The sequence below is a fragment of the Plantactinospora sp. CA-294935 genome (assembly GCF_050936445.1).
Taxonomy (GTDB): Bacteria; Actinomycetota; Actinomycetes; order Mycobacteriales; family Micromonosporaceae; genus Plantactinospora.
This window is the reverse complement of the sequence record NZ_JBNJMU010000001.1, coordinates 3,974,200-3,993,201: the sequence shown is the minus strand read 5'-3', so window position 1 is coordinate 3,993,201 and position 19,002 is coordinate 3,974,200. Positions and strand designations below refer to the sequence as shown.

General features: G+C 72.1%; 18 protein-coding genes and 1 pseudogene. 11 read left to right on the top strand and 8 right to left on the bottom strand.

The features are described 5' to 3' along the window. The first annotated feature begins 298 nt into the window (after positions 1-298). A complete protein-coding gene (locus ACQEVC_RS17915) occupies positions 299-1,996 on the top strand; it encodes a beta-N-acetylhexosaminidase (protein ID WP_432878740.1) in 1,698 nt (565 codons plus the stop codon). Between the two features lie 126 nt (positions 1,997-2,122). Here the strand turns inward: ACQEVC_RS17915 and dusB are convergent, their stop codons facing one another. From dusB to ACQEVC_RS17895, 4 genes are all read right to left on the bottom strand, one after another. After that, positions 2,123-3,313 (bottom strand): tRNA dihydrouridine synthase DusB, encoded by a 1,191-nt coding sequence (gene dusB, locus ACQEVC_RS17910; protein ID WP_432878738.1) that lies wholly within the window; start codon positions 3,311-3,313, stop codon positions 2,123-2,125. Between the two features lie 55 nt (positions 3,314-3,368). After that, on the bottom strand, positions 3,369-4,748 hold the full coding sequence (locus ACQEVC_RS17905; protein ID WP_318398627.1) for a glycine--tRNA ligase: 1,380 nt from the start codon (positions 4,746-4,748) through the stop codon (positions 3,369-3,371). A gap of 193 nt (positions 4,749-4,941) precedes the next feature. After that, positions 4,942-5,418, bottom strand: coding sequence for an Rv0361 family membrane protein (locus ACQEVC_RS17900; RefSeq protein WP_318398709.1), 477 nt, complete (start codon positions 5,416-5,418; stop codon positions 4,942-4,944). A 351-nt stretch (positions 5,419-5,769) separates the two neighbouring features. Next, positions 5,770-6,111, bottom strand: a complete 342-nt coding sequence (locus ACQEVC_RS17895) for an antibiotic biosynthesis monooxygenase family protein (protein WP_432878735.1) — start codon at positions 6,109-6,111, stop codon at positions 5,770-5,772. Between the two features lie 96 nt (positions 6,112-6,207). On the opposite strand from ACQEVC_RS17895, the gene ACQEVC_RS17890 reads away from it, so the two are divergent. The 8 genes and pseudogenes from ACQEVC_RS17890 (at position 6,208) to ACQEVC_RS17855 (ending at position 12,123) form a co-directional block, all read left to right on the top strand. Continuing rightward, a complete protein-coding gene (locus tag ACQEVC_RS17890; RefSeq protein ID WP_432878732.1) occupies positions 6,208-6,468 on the top strand; it encodes a DUF6703 family protein in 261 nt (86 codons plus the stop codon). A gap of 106 nt (positions 6,469-6,574) precedes the next feature. Continuing rightward, positions 6,575-7,573, top strand: coding sequence for a metal ABC transporter substrate-binding protein (locus ACQEVC_RS17885; protein WP_432878730.1), 999 nt, complete (start codon positions 6,575-6,577; stop codon positions 7,571-7,573). An 86-nt stretch (positions 7,574-7,659) separates the two neighbouring features. Further along, entirely contained in the window at positions 7,660-8,430 is a 771-nt protein-coding gene (locus ACQEVC_RS17880) for a metal ABC transporter ATP-binding protein (RefSeq protein WP_432878727.1), read from the top strand. Continuing rightward, positions 8,427-9,302: pseudogene (locus ACQEVC_RS17875) on the top strand (metal ABC transporter permease); the annotation flags it as partial. The gene ACQEVC_RS17880 and the pseudogene ACQEVC_RS17875, both read left to right, overlap by 4 nt. 106 nt (positions 9,303-9,408) lie before the next feature. Continuing rightward, positions 9,409-9,708, top strand: a complete 300-nt coding sequence (locus tag ACQEVC_RS17870; protein WP_346260634.1) for an ArsR/SmtB family transcription factor — start codon at positions 9,409-9,411, stop codon at positions 9,706-9,708. 44 nt (positions 9,709-9,752) lie between these two features. Beyond that, positions 9,753-10,160, top strand: a complete 408-nt coding sequence (locus tag ACQEVC_RS17865; RefSeq protein WP_432878724.1) for a Fur family transcriptional regulator — start codon at positions 9,753-9,755, stop codon at positions 10,158-10,160. Positions 10,161-10,180: 20 nt separating this feature from the next. After that, positions 10,181-10,795, top strand: coding sequence for a hypothetical protein (locus ACQEVC_RS17860; protein ID WP_432878721.1), 615 nt, complete (start codon positions 10,181-10,183; stop codon positions 10,793-10,795). Between the two features lie 359 nt (positions 10,796-11,154). Continuing rightward, a complete protein-coding gene (locus ACQEVC_RS17855; protein WP_432878719.1) occupies positions 11,155-12,123 on the top strand; it encodes an aldo/keto reductase in 969 nt (322 codons plus the stop codon). A 45-nt stretch (positions 12,124-12,168) separates the two neighbouring features. On the opposite strand, the gene ACQEVC_RS17850 is transcribed toward ACQEVC_RS17855, so the two are convergent. Next, positions 12,169-14,154 (bottom strand): acyl-CoA dehydrogenase family protein, encoded by a 1,986-nt coding sequence (locus ACQEVC_RS17850; RefSeq protein ID WP_432878716.1) that lies wholly within the window; start codon positions 14,152-14,154, stop codon positions 12,169-12,171. A 638-nt stretch (positions 14,155-14,792) separates the two neighbouring features. Continuing rightward, positions 14,793-15,896, bottom strand: coding sequence for an aldo/keto reductase (locus ACQEVC_RS17845; RefSeq protein ID WP_432878713.1), 1,104 nt, complete (start codon positions 15,894-15,896; stop codon positions 14,793-14,795). A gap of 99 nt (positions 15,897-15,995) precedes the next feature. Between ACQEVC_RS17845 and ACQEVC_RS17840 the strand changes: the two genes are divergently transcribed. Together ACQEVC_RS17840 and ACQEVC_RS17835 are read left to right on the top strand one after the other, a co-directional pair. Beyond that, the gene (locus ACQEVC_RS17840; protein ID WP_432878711.1) at positions 15,996-16,607 is read left to right on the top strand and encodes a TetR/AcrR family transcriptional regulator; all 612 of its coding nucleotides are present in this window, start codon (positions 15,996-15,998) and stop codon (positions 16,605-16,607) included. Positions 16,608-16,702: 95 nt separating this feature from the next. Next, positions 16,703-17,236, top strand: a complete 534-nt coding sequence (locus tag ACQEVC_RS17835) for a COG4315 family predicted lipoprotein (RefSeq protein ID WP_432878708.1) — start codon at positions 16,703-16,705, stop codon at positions 17,234-17,236. Positions 17,237-17,275: 39 nt separating this feature from the next. Here the strand turns inward: ACQEVC_RS17835 and ACQEVC_RS17830 are convergent, their stop codons facing one another. Further along, on the bottom strand, positions 17,276-18,196 hold the full coding sequence (locus ACQEVC_RS17830; RefSeq protein WP_432878705.1) for a serine hydrolase: 921 nt from the start codon (positions 18,194-18,196) through the stop codon (positions 17,276-17,278). After that, on the bottom strand, positions 18,189-18,893 hold the full coding sequence (locus ACQEVC_RS17825) for a hypothetical protein (protein WP_432878702.1): 705 nt from the start codon (positions 18,891-18,893) through the stop codon (positions 18,189-18,191). Before ACQEVC_RS17825 ends, ACQEVC_RS17830 begins: the two co-directional genes overlap by 8 nt. Positions 18,894-19,002: the final 109 nt, after the last annotated feature.

Here is a 19,002-nt window from a genome sequence, read left to right as displayed (position 1 = left end):
ACCGCCGGCTGCTGGTGGGCGAAGGCTAAGCGACCGACGGGCAGGTTGGGACCGTTCGGTGACAATCCGCACAGTTGCGAAGGCTGTACGTGTTCGCGAGGTTGTGTGGGAACGATCCCATGAGCAAGATCAGTCAACGGAAGAAATCGGGGTCGCCTCGGCGTTGGGCTGGATCGACCAGGTGCGAAGGAAGGCTCGTACCACAGGGTGACCAACCCTTGACACCTGGCCATTTCGAACGTACGTTTCATGAGATTTGCCCGGAAATCACCTGCGGCTCCCCCCGGAGAGATCTGCCGTGCGACCTATCACCTTCCAGTCCCGGTCCACCCTCGCGACCACCGGCGACACCCCGCCCCGGCTCACCGACGTGCTGCCCGCCCCGGCCCGGGTCGAGCCGGCCGCCGGGGTCGAGTTCATCCTGACCCCCGGCACGACGATCCGGACCACCCCCAGCCCCGAGGCGAGCGCGGTCGGCCGGCACCTCGCCGAGCTGCTGCGCCGCCCCACCGGCTATCCGCTGCCAGTGGTCACCGCCGGCCAGGCCGAGGTGCCGGGCGGCATCTCCCTGCTGCTGACCGGCGACGAGGCCCCGTCGGGCCGGCTCGGCAGGCCGGCGACCGGCGGCGGTTCCGGCGAGGGCTACCGGCTGGAGATCAGCGCTTCCGGCGTGGTGGTCCGGGCCCGCACCGCGGCCGGGCTCTTCTACGGGGTACAGACGCTCCGGCAGTTGCTGCCACCGAAGATCGAGTCCGCCCGGCGGCAGCCCGGTCCGTGGGCGATCCCCGGTGGCGTGATCGACGACCACCCCCGGTTCGGCTACCGGGGCGCGATGCTCGACGTGGCCCGGCACTTCTTCGCCGTACCGCACGTGCTGCGCTTCATCGACCACCTGGCCCGGTACAAGCTCAACCACCTGCACCTGCACCTCACCGACGACCAGGGCTGGCGGATCGCCGTCGACTCCTGGCCCCGGCTGGCCAGCGTCGGCGGCTCCACCGAGGTGGACGGCGGCCCCGGCGGCTACTACACCAAGGAGCAGTACGCCGAGATCGTCGCGTACGCGGCCGCCCGGCACATCACCGTCGTGCCCGAGATCGACCTGCCCGGGCACACCAACGCGGCACTGAACGCCTACGGCGAACTCGCTCCGGACGGGGTCGCGCCGCCGGAGTACACCGGCACCGACGTCGGGTTCAGCGCGGTCGCCGTCGACAACGAGCGGACGTACCAGTTCATCGACGACGTGCTCGGCGAGATCGCCGCGCTCACCCCGGGCCGCTACCTGCACATCGGCGGCGACGAGGCGTTCACCCTCGACCGGCCCGACTACACCCGGTTCATGAACCGGGTCCAGCGGATCGTCACCGGGCACGGTAAGCGGGTGCTCGGCTGGCACCAGCTCGCCGTCGCCGAGCACAGCCCCGGGCGGGTCGTCCAGTACTGGGGCACCTCGACCGAGGACCCGGTGGTGGCCGCCGCGGTCCGGGACGGCGCGAAGCTGCTGCTCTCCCCCGGCAACCGCAGCTACCTCGACATGAAGTACTCGGCGGCGACCCCGCTGGGCAAGGACTGGGCCGGGCTGGTCGAGGTCCGCGCGGCGTACGACTGGGATCCCGGCGACTATCTGGCCGGGGTGCCGGCCGACGCGGTGCTCGGGGTGGAGGCGCCGCTCTGGACGGAGACGATCCGGACGGTCGGCGACATCGAGTTCATGACCTTCCCCCGGCTGCCGGCCATCGCCGAGCTGGGCTGGTCACCGGCGCAGGCCCGGGACTGGGCGGACTTCCGGCTGCGGCTGGCCGGTCAGGGCGTGCGGTGGAGCACGGCCGGGATCACTTTCCACCGCTCGCCGGAGGTGCCGTGGGCGGGCAGCCCGGTCGTACCCGAGCCCCGGTCCGCGGGATCGACGGCGGGCGCCGCCGGTGCGTCGGCCGACCCGGCACCCGGAAGCGGCCCGCCGCCCGCCGACGACCAGTCGGTACCGATCGCCTAACCGGGCCGTGGCCGCGCCCGGCCGGGCGCGGCCCGGTGCGGCTCCGGCCGGCGCGCCCCAACCACCGAAGCCAGCACGACTCAACCACCGAAGTCGGCGCGGCTCAACCACCGGAATCGGCGCGGCTCAACCACCGGAGTCGGCGAGTTCGGCGCCGGCCGGCACCTCGGCGCTGTCCCGGTCGGCCAGCCAGCCGTCCGGCAGGAAGACCTTGCCGGGCGAATTGGTCCGGCCCCGGGGCTGGCCGAGCGTCTCCAGCGGGAACGGCTCGGCCGGGTCGAGCTTGCCGAGCAGGTCGTCGAGTTCGGCCAGGCCACTCACCATCGCCAGGGCCCGGCGCAGCTCGCCGCCGACCGGGAAACCCTTGAGATACCAGGCGACGTGCTTACGGAAGTCCACGCAGCCGTCCCGCTCGGCGGTGTCCGGCCGGTCGCCCCCGGCGAACCAGTCGACCAGCAGTTCGGCGTGCCGGCGCATGGTCGCGGCGACCTCGCCGAGGACCGGCAGCCGGCGTACGGGGCGGCCGTCGAAAGCCGCCGCCAGATCCGCGAAGAGCCAGGGCCGGCCGAGGCAGCCGCGGCCGACCACCACACCGTCCGCCCCGGTGTGCGCCACCATCCGGAGTGCGTCGTCGGCCTCCCAGATGTCGCCGTTGCCGAGTACCGGCACGTCCAGCGCCTGCTTCAGCGTGCCGATCGCGTCCCAGTCCGCCGTACCGGAATACCGCTGCGCGGCCGTGCGCCCGTGCAGGGCGACCGCCGCCACCCCGGCCTCCTGGGCGGCCAGCCCCGCCTCCACGTACGTCAGGTGGTCGTCGTCGATGCCCTTGCGCATCTTGACCGTCACCGGCACCCCGGCCGGGCCGGCCGCCTCGACCGCCGCCCGGACGATCCGGGCGAAGAGCCGGCGGCGCCACGGCAGCGCCGCCCCACCGCCCTTGCGGGTGACCTTCGGCACCGGGCAGCCGAAGTTGAGGTCGACGTGGTCGGCCAGATCCTCCTCGACCACCATCCGGACCGCCGCCGCGGTCACCTCCGGGTCGATCCCGTAGAGCTGGAGGCTGCGTGGCCGCTCGTCACCGCCGAACGCCACCATCCGCAGGGTCTTCGGGTTCCGCTCGACCAGCGCGCGGGTGGTGACCATCTCGCAGACGTAGAGGCCGCCGCCCTGTTCCCGGCAGAGACGCCGGAAGGCGACATTCGTGATCCCGGCCATCGGGGCGAGCACGACCGGCGGCCACACCGGGTGCCCGCCCAGGTGCAGCGGGCGGGCAGCGGCCGGTGGCGTGCGGTCGGTCGGGGTCACGCGTTCGAGCATGGCACGTCCGTCCGGACTTCCGAGATCAGGCGTGGCGGCCGGACGGACGTCGCCGTCAGCAGCCGGGCAGGCGCTCGACGAGGTACCGCTCCACCTGGTCGATGGAGATCCGCTCCTGGGACATGCTGTCCCGCTCACGAACCGTCACGGCGTTGTCGTCCAGGGTCTCGAAGTCGACGGTGACGCAGAACGGGGTACCGATCTCGTCCTGCCGGCGGTAGCGGCGGCCGATCGCCTGCGAGTCGTCGAACTCGACCACCCAGCGCTTGCGGAGCGCGGCGGCCAGGTCCTTCGCCTTCGGGGAGAGCGAGGGGTTGCGGGAGAGCGGCAGCACGGCCACCTTCACCGGGGAGAGCCGCGGGTCGAAGCGGAGCACGGTCCGCTTGTCGACGCTGCCCTTGGTGTTCGGCGCCTCGTCCTCGTCGTACGCCTCCAGCAGGAAGGCGAGCACCGCCCGGGTCAGCCCGGCGGCCGGCTCGATCACGTACGGCACCCAGCGCTGCTGCTTCTCCTGGTCGAAGTACGACAGGTCGACACCGGAGTGCTTGCTGTGCGTGGAGAGGTCGAAGTCGGTGCGGTTGGCGATGCCCTCCAGCTCGGAGAACTCGGTGCCACCGAACCGGAAGCGGTATTCGATGTCCACGGTCCGCTTCGAGTAGTGCGAGAGCTTCTCCTGCGGGTGCTCGTAGAACCGCAGGTTCTCCTCGGAGAGGCCAAGGTCGATATACCAGTTCCAGCGCTCCCGCAGCCAGTACTCGTGCCATTCCTCGTCGGTGCCCGGCTCGACGAAGAACTCCATCTCCATCTGCTCGAACTCGCGGGTCCGGAAGATGAAGTTGCCCGGGGTGATCTCGTTGCGGAAGGACTTGCCGACCTGGGCGATGCCGAACGGCGGCTTCTTCCGGGCCGAGGCGGCCACGTTGTTGTAGTTGACGAAGATGCCCTGTGCGGTCTCCGGCCGGAGGTAGTGCAGGCCCTCCTCGCTCTCCACCGGGCCGAGGTAGGTCTTCATCAGGCCGTTGAACATCCGAGGCTCGGTGAAGGTGCCCTTGTTGCCGCAGTTCGGGCAGTTCAGCTCGGCCAGCGAGGCCGGCGGGTGGCCGTGCTTCTCCGCGTACGCCTCTTCGAGGTGGTCGGCCCGGAACCGCTTGTGGCAGGACTGGCACTCGGTCAGCGGGTCGACGAAGGCGTCCAGGTGGCCGGAGGCGGCCCAGACGTCCCGGGCGAGGATCACCGCCGAGTCGAGGCCGACGATGTCGTCCCGCTGCTGCACCATGGTCCGCCACCACTGGCGCCGGACGTTTTCCTTCAGCTCGACGCCGAGCGGGCCGTAATCCCAGGCCGACCGGGTGCCCCCGTAGATCTCGCTGGAGGGGAAGACGAAGCCTCGACGCTTCGCGAGACTGACGACGGCGTCGATACGGTCGGCTGGCATGGTTACCTCCTACACCGGCTGGCGGCCGGCGGGGACATCCTCGGGGCGGTCAACGGGGACAACGGTCAGGGACGGCACTCGGACCTGGATCGGGCGGTGCTCCGCACAACGGTACGGTCACCTGCGGCCCGAGCCCAGCAGATTACTCCACCTCGGCGGCCGTACCGCCGCCGCCCGGCGGGCCGTCCACGGATCACCTGATGTCGCAGACCCGCAATCCGCCGGTGGTCTGGTCCTGGTCCAGCAGGGCCTCGAGGTTGTCCTGCCCCCCGCTGGCGTAGGTCACGTCCACCGGCACGCTCAACTCGCTGGTCAGCGACACGTCGCCGATCCGGAACGAGGCGATCTCCGGCTCGGCACCGACCCGACGCTCGAACTCGGCCGGCGACTCCCGCTGCTGGGCGGATTCGCAGAGCAGGTCGTACGCCTTGCCGAAGTCCCCGTCCTCGACCGCGTCGAAGTAGTCGGTGACCACCGTCCTGGCCTGCTCGTTCAACGCCTGGGAGCCGGAGATCAGCAGGCCGACCAGCGCCGCTCCGCCACCGCCGCAGAAGAGTACGACGGCGAGGGCGGCCACCCCGAGCCCGAGCCACAACCGCGCACCACGCCCCTCGCTGGGCGGCGCGGCGAACACCGGCTCGACGCCGGGCCCCGGTGGCGGCGCCGGCACGCTCGGCGGCACCGGACCGAACCCGACCGGCTGTGTCCCGTACCCGGCCGGCGGCGTCCCGTACCCGGCAGGAGGAGGCGTCCCGTACCCGGCAGGAGGCGTCCCGTATCCGCCCGGCTGGGTCCCGTACCCCGCCGGAGGAGGCGGCCCGTAGCCGGCGGCGGGCGGCCCGTAGCCGGCGGAAGGGACCGGCGGGCCCGCCTGCCCGTACCCGGACGGCGGTGGCGGGCCGGGCGGCGGCACGGGTCCACCGGGTGGGGCCGGGTCGTCAGCCCGGACGGACTCGGGTGGGGACGACGGCCCGCCGGGCGGTCCGGGAACGGTCATGGGAAAAGGGTAGTGCCCGGGTCATCACCGGCCGGAGTCAGCGGCCCGGTCACTCGGGGTGACTTCGACCTGACCGTCCGGTTCCGCGCTGGCCAGCGTCTCGTACGCGGACGGCTCGTCGAGCGACTCGGCGAGCAACGGGGTGGCGCTGACCTTGACGTCGAAGGCGCCGAGGGCCCGCCGGTAGGTGCCGACCGACTCCCACTCGGTGACCAGGCACCAGTGCCGGGGGTCGTCGAGGGCCCGAAGCAGTTGGCCCCGGCGGTATCCCGGCCGAGCGGCGAGGGCGGCCAGCGCGGCGTGGGCCCGTTCCGTGAAGGTTCCGGCGCTCTCCTCCGCCACCACGAACCGGTTGGTCACGAGCACGTACGCCTCCTGCCGTCGGCCGCCGGCCCGGCGAGCTGGGGTGTCGCTGGCAACAGCTCACCGGCCGGAGCATCGAGATCTCGTAGAGTCTGTGGAATGCAGCGTACGCAGAGCGTTCTGCTGACCCGCCTGGCCCGGGTCAACCCCACGGGCGTGTTCCTCGCCGCGCTGGTGCTGGTGCTGGTCGGCCTCTTCGCGCCGGGGATCGTCGGCGGCGCACTGCTGCTGGCGCTCGCCGCCGGGCTGGCCGCGCTGCTGCTCACTACCTGGCCGGTGCAGCGCCCGGCGACCCGGATCCTCCGGCTGGTGATCCTGACCCTGCTGGTCGGCGCCGCGTTGATGAAGATCCTCGAATGACCGACCTCCTCCCGACGTCCCCACGCCACCGGCCGAGCGCATGAAGCGGTTTCATGCAAGCATGCGTTTTTGACAATCATTCTCATTGGCGCGGAGAGTGGATGGCATGGTGATCCGCTCCGCCCTCCGTACCGTCGCCCTCGCCGCCACCGGCCTGCTCGCACTGGCCGGCGCCGCCGCCTGTGGTGACGACGGCAGCGGCGCCGACCCCGACCGGGTCGACGTCGTCGCCGCCTTCTATCCCCTCCAGTTCGTCACCGAGCGGGTCGGCGGGGACGCCGTCCGGGTGACCAACCTCGCCAAGCCCGGCGCCGAGCCGCACGACCTGGAACTCAACCCCGGCCAGGTGGGCCAGGTCACCGACGCGGAACTGGTCGTCTACCTCGCCGGCTTCCAGCCGAGCGTGGACGAGGCGGTGCAGCAGCAGGCCGGCGACCGGGCCTTCGACGTCGCCACGGTGCAGCCGCTGCTGGCCGCGACCGCCGGCGGGCACGAGCACGAGGGCGAGGGGGAGCACGAGGGCGAGGGCGCGGACCACGCGACCGAGGAGCCGGGTGCCGAGGAGGAGCACGCGGAGGGGGCCAACGGCAAGGACCCGCACGTCTGGCTGGACCCGACCCGGCTGGCCGGGATCGCCGACAAGCTGGCCGAGCGGCTGGGCGCGGTCGACCCGGACCGGGCCGCCGACTACACCGCCCGGGCGAAGGCGCTCCGCACCGAACTGGAAGCCCTCGATTCCGAGTACACCCAGGGCCTGAAGACCTGCCAGCGGCGGGAACTGGTGACCAGCCACACCGCGTTCGCCTACCTCGCCGAGCGCTACCAACTGGAGCAGATCGGCATCTCCGGGCTGACCCCGGAGGACGAGCCGGCCCCGCAGCGGCTGGCCGAGGTGGCCGCCGAGGCCCGGGAGCACAAGACCACCACGATCTTCTTCGAGACCCTGGTCAGCCCGAAGGTCGCCGAGACGATCGCCCGGGAGGTCGGGGCGAAGACCGCCGTACTCGACCCGATCGAGGGCCTGCAACCCGGCAGTACCGGGGACTACCTTTCGGTGATGCGCAACAACCTCGGGGCCCTGAAGACCGCACTGGGATGTTCATGACCGAACCTGTGAACCGTTTTCAACCTGAACCGCGCGGCGCTCACACACCGCGTCCGACCTCGCGGTCCGTGGAACCGCAAGGGGAGGTGGAAAAAGGTTCAGTCGTCACCGTGGAGCACGGGGTGGTCGCCTACGACGATCGCCCCGTGCTCCGCGGCGTTTCCCTGCGGGTGAACCCCGGCGAGGTGGTCGCCGTGCTCGGCGCCAACGGCTCCGGCAAGTCGACCCTGATCCGGTCAATCCTCGGCCTGGTGCCGCTGGCCGCCGGTGCGGTCACCCTGTTCGGCACCCCGCAGCGCCGGTTCCGGCAGTGGGCCCGGATCGGGTACGTGCCGCAGCGGATGGGCGCCGGCAGCGGCGTACCGGCCACCGTGGCCGAGGTGGTCGCCTCCGGACGGCTGGCCCGGCGGGGCGTGTTCCGGCCGCCGGGGCGGGCCGACCGGGCTGCGGTGACCGAGGCGCTGGCGGCGGTCGGGCTCGCCGACCGGGCCGGCGACCCGGTGGCCACCCTCTCCGGCGGCCAGCAGCAGCGCACCCTGATCGCCCGGGCGCTGGCCGGCGGGCCGGAACTGCTGGTCCTCGACGAACCGACCGCCGGGGTCGACTCGGCCAGCCAGGACGCCTTCGCCGAGGCGCTGCGCGGGTTCGTCGCCGACGGCGGGACGGTGCTGCTGGTCGCGCACGAACTCGGGCCCCTGGCCGGGGTGATCACCCGGGCGGTGGTCGTACACGAGGGAACGATCGCGCACGACGGCGCGGTGCCGGAGCCGGCCGGGCACCACGCGGCGCCCGGACACGAGCACGTCCACCCGCACGCGCCGGAGGAGTCGACAGGGATGTGGGGCAGTCGGCCGTGAGCCTTTTCCAGTACGACTTCATGATCAGGGCCCTGGTCGGGGCACTGGTGATCGGGCTGACCGCCCCGGCGCTCGGCATCTATCTGGTGCAGCGCCGGATGTCGCTGATCGGCGACGGGGTCGGGCACGTCGCGCTGACCGGGGTCGGGGTCGGGCTGCTGCTCAACCAGTCCCCGGTGCTGACGGCGGTGATCGTGGCGGCGGTCGCCGCGGTCGCCATCGAACTGATCCGGGAACGCGGCCGGACATCCGGCGACGTCGCCCTGGCGATGCTCTTCTACGGCGGCATCGCCGGTGGCGTGATGCTGGTCGGGCTCTCCGGCAGCCGGAGCAACGCCAACCTGATGGCGTACCTCTTCGGCTCGCTGACCACGACGTCGCCGCAGGATCTGGTGGTGATCGTGGCCCTCGCGGCGGTGGTCCTGGTGACCATGGTCGCGCTGCGCCCGGCGCTCTTCGCGATCTGCCACGACGAGGAGTACGCCCGGGTCTCCGGGCTGCCGGTCCGGGCGCTGAACATACTGCTGGCGGTGACCACGGCGGTGACCGTGACCATCGCGATGCGGGCGGTCGGGCTGCTGCTGATCAGTGCCCTGATGGTGGTGCCGGTGGCCACCGCGCAGCTCTTCACCCGGGGCTTCCTCGGCACCATGCTCGCCGCGATGGGGCTGGGACTGCTGGCCTCCGGCTCCGGGGTGTGGCTGGCCGGCACCGCCAACACCGCGCTCGGAGCCACCATCGTGATCCTGGCGATCGGGCTGTTCCTGGTGGTGTCGGTGGGAGTGGCGGTACGCCGGGGGCTGGCCCGCCGGCGCGCCGTACCCGGGCCGGAGCCACAGGTCGAGCCCTGCGACGTGATACTCGACGCCGCCCGGCGGACCGCCCCGGACGCCACCCCACCGGTCGGGCCGGCGCCGGTTGACCTTGGAACCGCGCACCGAACGGCGGTACGCCGTTAACAACGGTTACCGTTACAGGGTGACGAGCACAAACGCCTACGAGGCCTATACGGGCGCCGGTGAGCTGCTACGAGCGCTCGCCGCACCGATCCGGCTCGCCATCGTCAGCGAGCTCGCGCACGGCGAACGGTGCGTGCACGAGCTGGTGGAAAGCCTCGGCGCACCGCAGCCGCTCGTCTCCCAACACCTGCGGGTGCTGCGCGGGGCCGGGGTGGTACGCGGCTCGCGACGCGGTCGGGAAATCGCCTATACCTTGGTCGACGAGCACATCGCGCATATCGTGGCGGACGCGGTGAGCCATTCGGGGGAAGCCACCTGACGGGGACGTCCGGGAGGCACCTGACACGACGCGAGGAGGGCGAGATGGTAGCGGCGGACAGCGGCGCGGCGGTACGCAACACCCGACAGCGCAGCGCGGTCAGCGCACTGCTCGGCGAGGTCGAAGGCTTCCACAGCGCCCAGGACCTGCACGCGATGCTGCGCAGCCGGGGCGAGCGGGTCGGGCTGACCACCGTCTACCGCACGCTGCAAGGGCTCGCCGACGCGGGCGAGATCGACGTGATGCGCCCGCCGGGCGGCGAGCACCTCTACCGGCGGTGCAGTGAGGGGCACCACCACCACCTGGTCTGCCGGGCCTGCGGCCGTACGGTCGAGGTGGAGGGACCGGCCGTGGAGAGCTGGGCCGACCGGGTCGCCAACAAGCACGGGTTCAAAGACGTCAGCCACACCCTGGAGATCTTCGGCACCTGCCCGGAGTGCGCGGGTCGCTGACGTACGCCACTCTGACCGGCATGAAGTTCTATGCCGATCGGGTTCCGACCGCCGCCCGTCAACTCCTCACCGATCTGCTCGTCGTCGCCTGGATCTACCTCTGGATCCGGGCCGCGATGTGGCTGCACGACCTGGTGCAGAAGCTCGCCGTACCCGGAGAGAAGCTGGAGGGGGCCGGCGGTGGACTCGCCGACAACCTGGCCGACGCCGGTGGCAAGATCGGCCGGGTGCCGGTGGTGGGTGACGAGCTGACCTCTCCGTTCGAGAAGGCCGCCGGGGCGGCCCGGGCGATGGCGGACGCCGGGCGCGACCAGCAGGAGTTGGTCGGGGAGCTGGCGTTGGCGTTGTCGCTGACCCTGCTGGTGTTTCCGCTCGGGGTGGTGCTGCTGGGCTGGCTGCCGCTGCGGGTCCGGTGGATGCGGCGGGCCGGTGCGGCCCGGGCGTTGCGGTCCGCGCCGGCCGGCCGGGACCTGTTGGCGTTGCGGGCGTTGGCGAACCAGCCGATCCGGAAGCTGACCCGGATCGACCCGGACGTGGCGCAGGCGTGGCGACGGGGTGACGCCGAGGCGGTGGACGCGCTGGCGGCGCTGGAGCTGCGGGCGCTCGGGTTGCGGGCCGCTCCGGTACGACGCTGACGCCGTACACCGGCGGGACGTCGGCGAGCCGGGAACACGGCATCGAGCTGAGGTACTTCGAGTCGCGGCGAACGGCGGCTGGTCCGACAGTGTCGAGCTTACCTTGACGGCTCGGCCGGGGTACGGCAAGTGGTTGACGGCGCGTCCACTGTGGAGGCGTACACCGACGAACAGCGGCCGACGTGCACCGCCGCCGAGGCGGGAAGGCAGCACCCGAGCAGCCAGCAGTCTCACTCGCCCTTAGTCCATTTCGGACCACGACACTGCTGGTTCAGGCGGTCAAAGGTGCGGGCGGGTAACATGATCGTCCGCCGGTGCGGCCTGCCGGCACACCGCCGCCCCGCGAGTCGAGGATGTCCGTGTACGGAAAACAGCAATCGCCGGACGACTTCCCGCGCCGCCCGCTGGGCCGCACCGGGCTGCGCGTCACCCCGGTCTGCATCGGCGGCGGCCCCCTGGGCAGCATGCCGGGCCTCTTCGGGTACGACGTCAGCGCGGAACGCGGCACCGAGACCGCGCTCGCCGCGCTGACCGGCCCGTTCAACTTCCTGGACACCGCCGCCGGCTACAGCGACGGGGAGAGCGAGCGGCGGGTCGGTGCCGCGCTGCGCCGGATCGGCGGGGTGCCGGAGGGCTTCGTGCTGGCCACGAAGGTCGACCGGGACTTCACCACCGGCGACTTCTCCGGCGATCAGACGCGCCGCTCCGCCGAGGGCAGCCTGGAACGACTCGGCCTGGACCGGCTGCCGCTGGTCTATCTGCACGACCCCGAGCACATCAGCTTCTCCGCTGGCATGGCGCCGGGCGGCCCGGTCGAGGTACTGCTCGAATTGCAGCGCGAGGGGGTGATCGAGCACCTCGGAGTGGCCGGCGGCCCGGTGGAGCTGATGGCGCAGTACCTGCGTACCGGGCACTTCGCGGCGCTGATCACGCACAACCGCTGGACCCTGGTGGACCGCTCGGCCGGTGACCTGATCGACGAGGCGGTCTCGCTCGGCGTCGGCGTGGTCAACGCCGCCCCCTTCGGCAGCGGCATCCTGGCCAAGGGCCCGGCCCAGTTCACCAAGTACGCCTACCGGCAGGCCGACGCCGCGACGCTGGCCCGGATCCGGGCGATGGAGGCGGCGTGCGCGGAGTACGGCGTACCGCTCGCGGCGGCGGCGCTCCAGTTCTCGCTACGCGACCCCCGGATCACCTCCACCATCGTCGGAGTGTCCCGCCCGGAGCGGATCGGCGAGACCGCCCGACTCGCCACCTGGCAGATCCCCGACGAACTGTGGGAGACCCTCGCCCCGCTCGCCGCGCCGAAGGAGTCCTGGCTGTACTGACGGGGCGGGTCGCCCGGGGTGGCCAGCGCCACCCCAGGCCCCCACTCACGCGCCGTCCGGCTTCGGAATCCGGCGTCGCACGTCGTCGACCGTCGACGGACCGGGTTGCCAGGGGGCGACCCAGGGCAGGTCGGCCGGCGGGGTGACCACACCTTCCTCCAGGAAGGCGTACCGGCCGGCGAGGATCCGCTTCGCCGCCGCCGTGTCGACCGAGTCGGTGTTTTCCCAGAGCGCCCGGAACAGTGCCGCGATCCGCACCCGGGCCTGGCGGCAGAACAGGTCGGCCAGTTCCACGCCCTCGGGCCGGGTCTCCCGTTCGGCGTTCGCCCGTACGCAGACCGCCGACATCGCGAACAGTTCGGCGCCGATGTCCACGATCCGGCCGAGGAACCCCTGCTTGTGCTCCAGTTTTCCCTGCCAGCGGGACATCGCCAGGAACGTCGACCGGGCCAGTTTGCGGGACGACCGCTCGACGTGCCGCAGGTGACCGGCGAGGGGGCCGTACTCGGCGTACCCGCCGGGGTTCTGACCGCGACCGACCGCGAGGGTCGGCAGCCACCTGGCGTAGAACGCACCCGCCCTGGCCCCGGCCCGGACCTTCCGGCCCAGTTCGGCGTCGGGATCGATGATGTCGCCGGCCACCGAGAGGTGGGCGTCGACCGCCTCCCGGGCGATCAGCAAATGCATGATCTCGGTCGACCCCTCGAAGATCCGGTTGATCCGCAGATCCCGGAGGATCTGCTCGACGGCCGCCGGCCGCTCGCCCCGGGCGGTCAGCGAATCGGCCGTCTCGTAGCCGCGCCCGCCCCGGATCTGCACCAGTTCGTCGGCGATCTTCCAGGCCATCTCGCTGGCGTAGAGCTTGACCAGGGCAGCCTCGATCCGGATGTCGTTCGTGTCGTCGTCGGCGAGCAGGCAGCAGAGGTCGAGCATCGTCTCCATGCCGTAGGTGGTGGCGGCGATGAAGGCGAGCTTGCTCGCCACCGCCTCGTGCCCGCCGACCGGCCGGCCCCACTGCACCCGTTCGGCGGCCCACTCCCGGGCCACGTTCAGCGACCACTTGCCGGCGCCGACGCACATCGCCGGCAGCGAGAGCCGGCCGGTGTTCAGGGTGGTCAGCGCGATCTTCAGGCCGCGTCCCTCGCCGCCGATGACGTTCTCGGCCGGTACGACGACGTCGGAGAACCGGGTCAGGCTGTTCTCCAGGCCGCGCAGCCCGAGGAAGGCGTTGCGGCGTTCGACGGTGATCCCGGGCGAGTCCGCCTCGACGACGAACGCGGTGATCCCGCCGCGCCGCCCCTCGGCCTTCGGCACCCGGGCCATCACCACCAGCAGGCTCGCCACCGTCCCGTTGGTGGCCCACAGCTTGACGCCGTTGAGCCGGTAACCGGTGCCGTCCTCGGTCGGCTCGGCGGTGGTGGCCAGCCGGGCCGGGTCGGAGCCGACGTCCGGCTCGGTCAGCAGGAACGCCGACACCTCGCCGGCGGCCAGCCGGGGCAGGAAGCGCTGCTTCTGCTCGTCGGTGCCGAAGAGCTTGAGCGGCTGCGGCACCCCGATCGACTGGTGCGCCGAGAGCAGCGCGCCGATCGCCGGGCTGGCCGAGCCGGCCAGGGTCAACGCCCGGCAGTAGTGCAGGTTGCTCAGACCGAGGCCGCCGTACTTCTGGTCGATCTTCATCCCGAAGGTGCCGAGCCGGGCGAGCCCGGCGAACACCTCGTCGGGGATCCGGGCGTCCCGCTCGATCGCCGCGCCGTCCACCTCGGACCGGACGTAGCTGTCGAGCCGGTCGAGGAACTCCTGTGCCTGGGCGGCGCGTTCGGGATCGGGCTGCGGCCACGGGTCGATCAGGTCCAGCCGGAGCCGGCCGAGGAAGAGTTCCTTGCCGAAGCTCGGCTTGCCCCACTCCGTCTCCCGGGCGGCCTCGGCGACCTGCCGGGCCTCACGCTCGGTGACCTGCCCGGCCTCCTTCGGCAGCGGCCCGACTCCGTCCGACCCGCCCGCCGCCGGCCTGTTCTGCTCTGTGGTGGTCACGGCAACCCCCTCGATCGAGTACGGCGCCAAGGAGGTAACCGCGCTCATCACTCCGTGCAGCGGAGCGGGCAACCCCCTGACGTGCTGCGGCCTGGTACACGGCCCACGCTACCCGGTTTTGTTACCCGTCGGTAGCACTGAATATGCGGATGTCGACATCTCCGCGCCCCGGGAGCCGTGCCACCGGGTTCGACAGACATCCGGAATCTCTCCACAGACCTCACCAGCGGACTTCACCGTCCGGTCAGGAACCCCTACGGTACGCCCAGGAATCGACAAAGGTAGCTCCGGTGCCGTTCGTCCACACCGTCGGCACCCACTGACCCGCGACGGCCGCCGCAGACACCGACCTGGACATCAGATGCGCTACGAGGCTGCCGTAACGCATCTGATGTCCAGGTGACCACAGCGGACCGGGCGGACGACGGGCGCCATCCTCCACCAACGGCCGGGTCGACGGCCGCCACCAGCCACGGGCCGGCGGCATAGCGGCGGCATGGCGGGCAGCGCCCTGGGCGGGCGCACAAACGGGGCAGCTCGACAGTCTGCGCCACGGATACCCGCCGCCAGCACCGCGAATACCCGCCGCCGGCCGAGCCGGCGTCCCACTCGCCCCGCCCCCAGCAGCGGGAGCGGCGTCAGCCGACCGGCTGGGCTGCGCCGTTCCACACCGGCGGGGCGTAGCCAGCGGGCTTGTCGCCGATGCCCAGCCCGGGGTTGACGATCCAGGACTGGTATTCCGGGGTGAACATCGAGTAGGGCCCCGCCAGCGGGACCGCGCTGGCCTGATCGAGCCGGCGCCGCGCCTCCGCCGGGATCTCGAAGTCGAGCGCGGCCAGGTTGCTCGCCAACTGTTCGGGGCTGCTCGCGCCGATGATCGCCGACCCGACCCCGGGCCGGCTGGCCACCCAGTTGATCGCCACCTGGGCCATGCTCCGGCCCAGCTCGGCCGCCACGCCCGCCAGCACCTCGATGACCCGCCACTCCCGCTCGTCCATCGGCCGCTGGTGCCCGCCCGGCGCGCCGAGCCGGCCCTCGCCGGTCACGCCGTCACCCATCCGCCGGTACTTGCCGGTGAGCAGCCCGCCGCCGATCGGGCTCCACGCGGTGAGCCCCAGCCCGAGCGACTGGGCCATCGGTACGAACTCCGGCTCGATCCCCCGGGCGATCAGCGAGTACGGCAGTTGGAGGCTGATCATCGGGTTCAACGAGTGTGCCTCGGCGAGGCTCTGTGCGCGGGCGGCGTACCAGGCGGGGACGTCGGAGAGGCCGGCGTACCGGATCTTGCCGGCCCGCACCAGGTCGTCGAAGGTACGCACCACCTCCTCGACCGGGGTGATCCGGTCCCAGGTGTGCAGCAGATAGAGATCGAGGTAGTCGGTGTCGAGCCGGCGCAGCGTCGCCTCCAGGGCCCGGACGATGTGCTTGCGGCCGTTACCGCTGGCGTTCGGGTCCGCCGGATCGATGCTGTTGGTGAACTTGCTGGTCAGCACGATCCTGTCCCGCACTCCGGCGGCGGCGATCAACTTGCCGAGGATGCGCTCGCTCTCCCCCGCCGTGTAGAAGTCCGCGGTGTCGACGAAGTTGCCGCCGGCCTCCAGATAGCCCCGGAGAATCGGCTCGGCCTCCGCCTCGGTCTTGCCGTAGGCGGCGTGGAAGCCGGAGGTGCCGAAGTTCATCGTGCCCAGCGCCAGCCGGCTCACCCGCAGCCCGGACCGGCCGAGCAGGTAGTAGTCGTTCATGTGCGCAACCCTGCTTCGAAAAAATTGGACCGGCAAGTCCAAAGAACGCGCGGTGATCCGGGATAGAGTGGACCCGATAGTCCAAAGAATCGGATGGACATGAATCGGACGTTAACCCATAAAGGGGCCGCCACCCGGCAACGCATCATCGAGGGCGCGGCGGCGGAGATCCGGGAGCGTGGTGTCGCCGCGACCACCCTCGACGACGTACGGGCCCGGACCGGCACCAGCAAGAGCCAGCTCTTCCACTACTTCCCGGACGGCAAGGACGAGTTGCTGTTGGCCGTCGCCCGCTACGAGGCCGACCGGGTACTCACCGACCAGCAGCCGCAGCTCGGTGACCTCACCTCCTGGCCGGCGTGGTGGGCGTGGCGGGACCGGGTGGTGGCCCGCTATCGCGGCCAGGGCATGGACTGCCCGCTCAACGGCCTCGTCGCGCACCTCGGCCGCAGCACCCCCGGCGCCCGGGCCGTGGTCACCGAACTCCTCCGCGCCTGGCAGGCGGAGATCAGCGCGGGAATCCGGCACATGCAGGAGATCGGCGAGATCGATCCCGGCCTCGACGCCGAACAGACGTCCGCCGCCCTGCTCGCCGGCATCCAGGGCGGTGTCGTGGTGATGCTCGCGACGGGCGGGATCACGCACCTGGAGGCCGCGCTCGACGTGGGCATCGGCAACCTCCGGTCGAGCCGGCGAGCCGACCCGGCCTGACACCGACGACCGGCCCGGCCCGACCGTCCACATTGCCATCGTGTGATACCACTAGACGGATACCGAACCCGGCGAACGATGGTGGTGAGGGCGGCGTGACGCACCGGTCTGGAATCCGGCTCCGGCCGGCAGTGCTGGCCATGGTCGGCGTACTTCTCCTGACGGCCGGATGCTCCGGCGGTGACGCCGACGACACTCCCGCCCCCGCGACCACCTCGGCGGCCCCGACAACCTCGGCGCCGACCTCGGGTACGGCCACCACCCCGGGCGGGAAGGCGGCGGCGCTGAAGTTCGGCCTGCCGAAGTACCCGGAGGCGCTGGTCGACGCGAACGGCCGGACGCTCTACACCTTCAGTGGTGACCGCCACGGCAACGTCACCTGCCTGGATGCCTGCGCGGAGGAGTGGCCACCGCTGCTGACCGTGGGCGAGCCCACGTTCGCCGACGACCCGTCGGAGCGGGGCGGTAGGCAGGGACTCGGCAACGGCACCTGGCAGGCGACGTACTCCTCCTGGCCGCTGTACTACTACTCCGGTGACACCGCACCGGGACAGGCGAACGGACTGGGCAAGCAGTCCTTCGGCGGCAAGTTCACCATCATCCTGCGCAACGGCAACCGGGTCGGTTAGCGAAACCCGCACAGCTCCGCGTCACGGCCGTCGCGGCGATCAGTGTGCCGGCGCACCGGTCGGCGGGATCGCACGCAGCTCGGTCAGCGCGTACTTCGCGGCCTTCTCCACCGCCGCGATCCCCTTCTGCCGCGTCGAGTGGTGGTCGGAGAGTACGGCAATCAGCCAGTCCTGGCCCGGCTCGACGATCCGGCCGATGCTGTTCGCCAGCCACAGCCCGTTGTCGGCGTCGACCGTGGTCCAGCCGTTCTTGACGTACCTGGCGGTGCCGGCCCGACCGGCGGCGGCGGTGATCCCCCAGTCCTGCTCCTTGTCCACCTGGGCCATCAGCCCGAGCAGGAAGTCGCGGCTGCCGTCGCTGAGCGGACCGGCCGGGTCGGTGACCGCGGTCAGCAGCCGGAGCTGGTCGGCCGCCGTGGTCGTGGTCATCCCCCAACTGGAGTTGGGCGTCGTCTGGCGCAGTCCGAGAGTCCGGTTCGCGGCGGTCAGTCCGGTCCGGTAGCCGATCGTGGCGTAGAGGCTGCTCGCCGCGGCGTTGTCGCTGACCACGATCATCGAGCGGGCCAGTTGCCGCTCGTTCGCGCTGAGCTTGCGCCCCTGGTCCTGGCGGCGCAGCAGCAGCGCGGCCAGGATGTCGACCTTGACGATGCTGGCGGTCTGGTACCGCCGGTTGCCGGCGGTGACCGCCAGGCCGCTGGTCCGGTCCCGCACCGCCAGCGTGACCCGGCCGCCGACTCCGCGCAGGTACCGCTCGATCCGGGTACGGGCCAGCGCCGGGTAGTCCGGGGTCGGGCTGGGCGTCGGTCGGGCCGGGCTGGCCGCCGCCCCCGGCTGCGAGCCGGCATCCGCCGAACCCGCCCACCGGTACGCCAGCCCGGTGCCGGCCGCGCCCGCGCCGAGCAGTGCGGCGGCGGTGGCGGCGAGCAGCTCCCGGCGCCTCGGCCCGCGCCGGCTAGTCAAGGAGGTCCGCCAACTTCTTCACCACCGCGTACGCGGTGGCCCGGTCCACCGGACCCGGAACGTTAAGTGTCGAGAGCCGGTCGTCGCGGCGTACCGCCACCAGCAGCGTGGACCGGGCGGGTGCTCCGGGAGAGTCGATCCGCCCCTGCACCACCAGCCCGTCGGCGGGTGGAAGCGAAATGTCGAGCGGCGTGAACGAGATGCTGGCGCCGTAGGCGTCGTACCGGGAGCAGGTCTCGACGACCCGGCGTACGTCGTCGAGGGCCCGCACCGCCCAGCCCGGCTCGTACGCCTCGACGACCTGCGTCGCGACCAGCTCGGACGGCTCGTGCCGGTAGCGGCGCTGCACGGCGCCGGTCCGGTGCCGCTGGGCGGGGTAGTCCCCCTCCCGGTACGCCGGGCAGTCGGCCTGGAGCCACGGCCACGGCGGCTGCTCCGGCGGGTGCGGACTCTGCCGCCATCCCGTGCCCAACCCGCTGGGCTGGAGCAGGGCCAGGTCGAGTGTCACCGGCCGGTCCGCCGGACCGCTCGCGGTCAGTCGGGCCTCCGGGCCGGCCGGGGGCCGGCGTGCCGGATCGGCACCGCAGCCGGCGGTGAGGCCGGCGACCGCCAGCACGACCAGCAGGACGACTGTCGCGGCCAGCCGCCCCCGCCCGGCCGGACCGCTCCGGATCCGTGGCGCGGTCGGCCTGTCCACCGCTGGTAGCGGCCTTGCTCGGGCTTCCACGCCCCTTAATGACGGCCACCGCACCCGGGACGTTGCATGGACCGCCGGTCGGCCCGGTGCCGGGCTGCCCCGCGCCGAG

Coding starts and splice junctions, on each gene's coding strand:
- dusB (WP_432878738.1), bottom strand. CDS start 3,313: ATGCTCGAACGCGTGACCCCGACCGACCGCACGCCACCGGCCGCTGCC.
- ACQEVC_RS17905 (WP_318398627.1), bottom strand. CDS start 4,748: ATGCCAGCCGACCGTATCGACGCCGTCGTCAGTCTCGCGAAGCGTCGA.
- ACQEVC_RS17890 (WP_432878732.1), top strand. CDS start 6,208: ATGCAGCGTACGCAGAGCGTTCTGCTGACCCGCCTGGCCCGGGTCAAC.
- ACQEVC_RS17885 (WP_432878730.1), top strand. CDS start 6,575: ATGGTGATCCGCTCCGCCCTCCGTACCGTCGCCCTCGCCGCCACCGGC.
- ACQEVC_RS17865 (WP_432878724.1), top strand. CDS start 9,753: ATGGTAGCGGCGGACAGCGGCGCGGCGGTACGCAACACCCGACAGCGC.
- ACQEVC_RS17860 (WP_432878721.1), top strand. CDS start 10,181: ATGAAGTTCTATGCCGATCGGGTTCCGACCGCCGCCCGTCAACTCCTC.
- ACQEVC_RS17845 (WP_432878713.1), bottom strand. CDS start 15,896: ATGAACGACTACTACCTGCTCGGCCGGTCCGGGCTGCGGGTGAGCCGG.
- ACQEVC_RS17840 (WP_432878711.1), top strand. CDS start 15,996: ATGAATCGGACGTTAACCCATAAAGGGGCCGCCACCCGGCAACGCATC.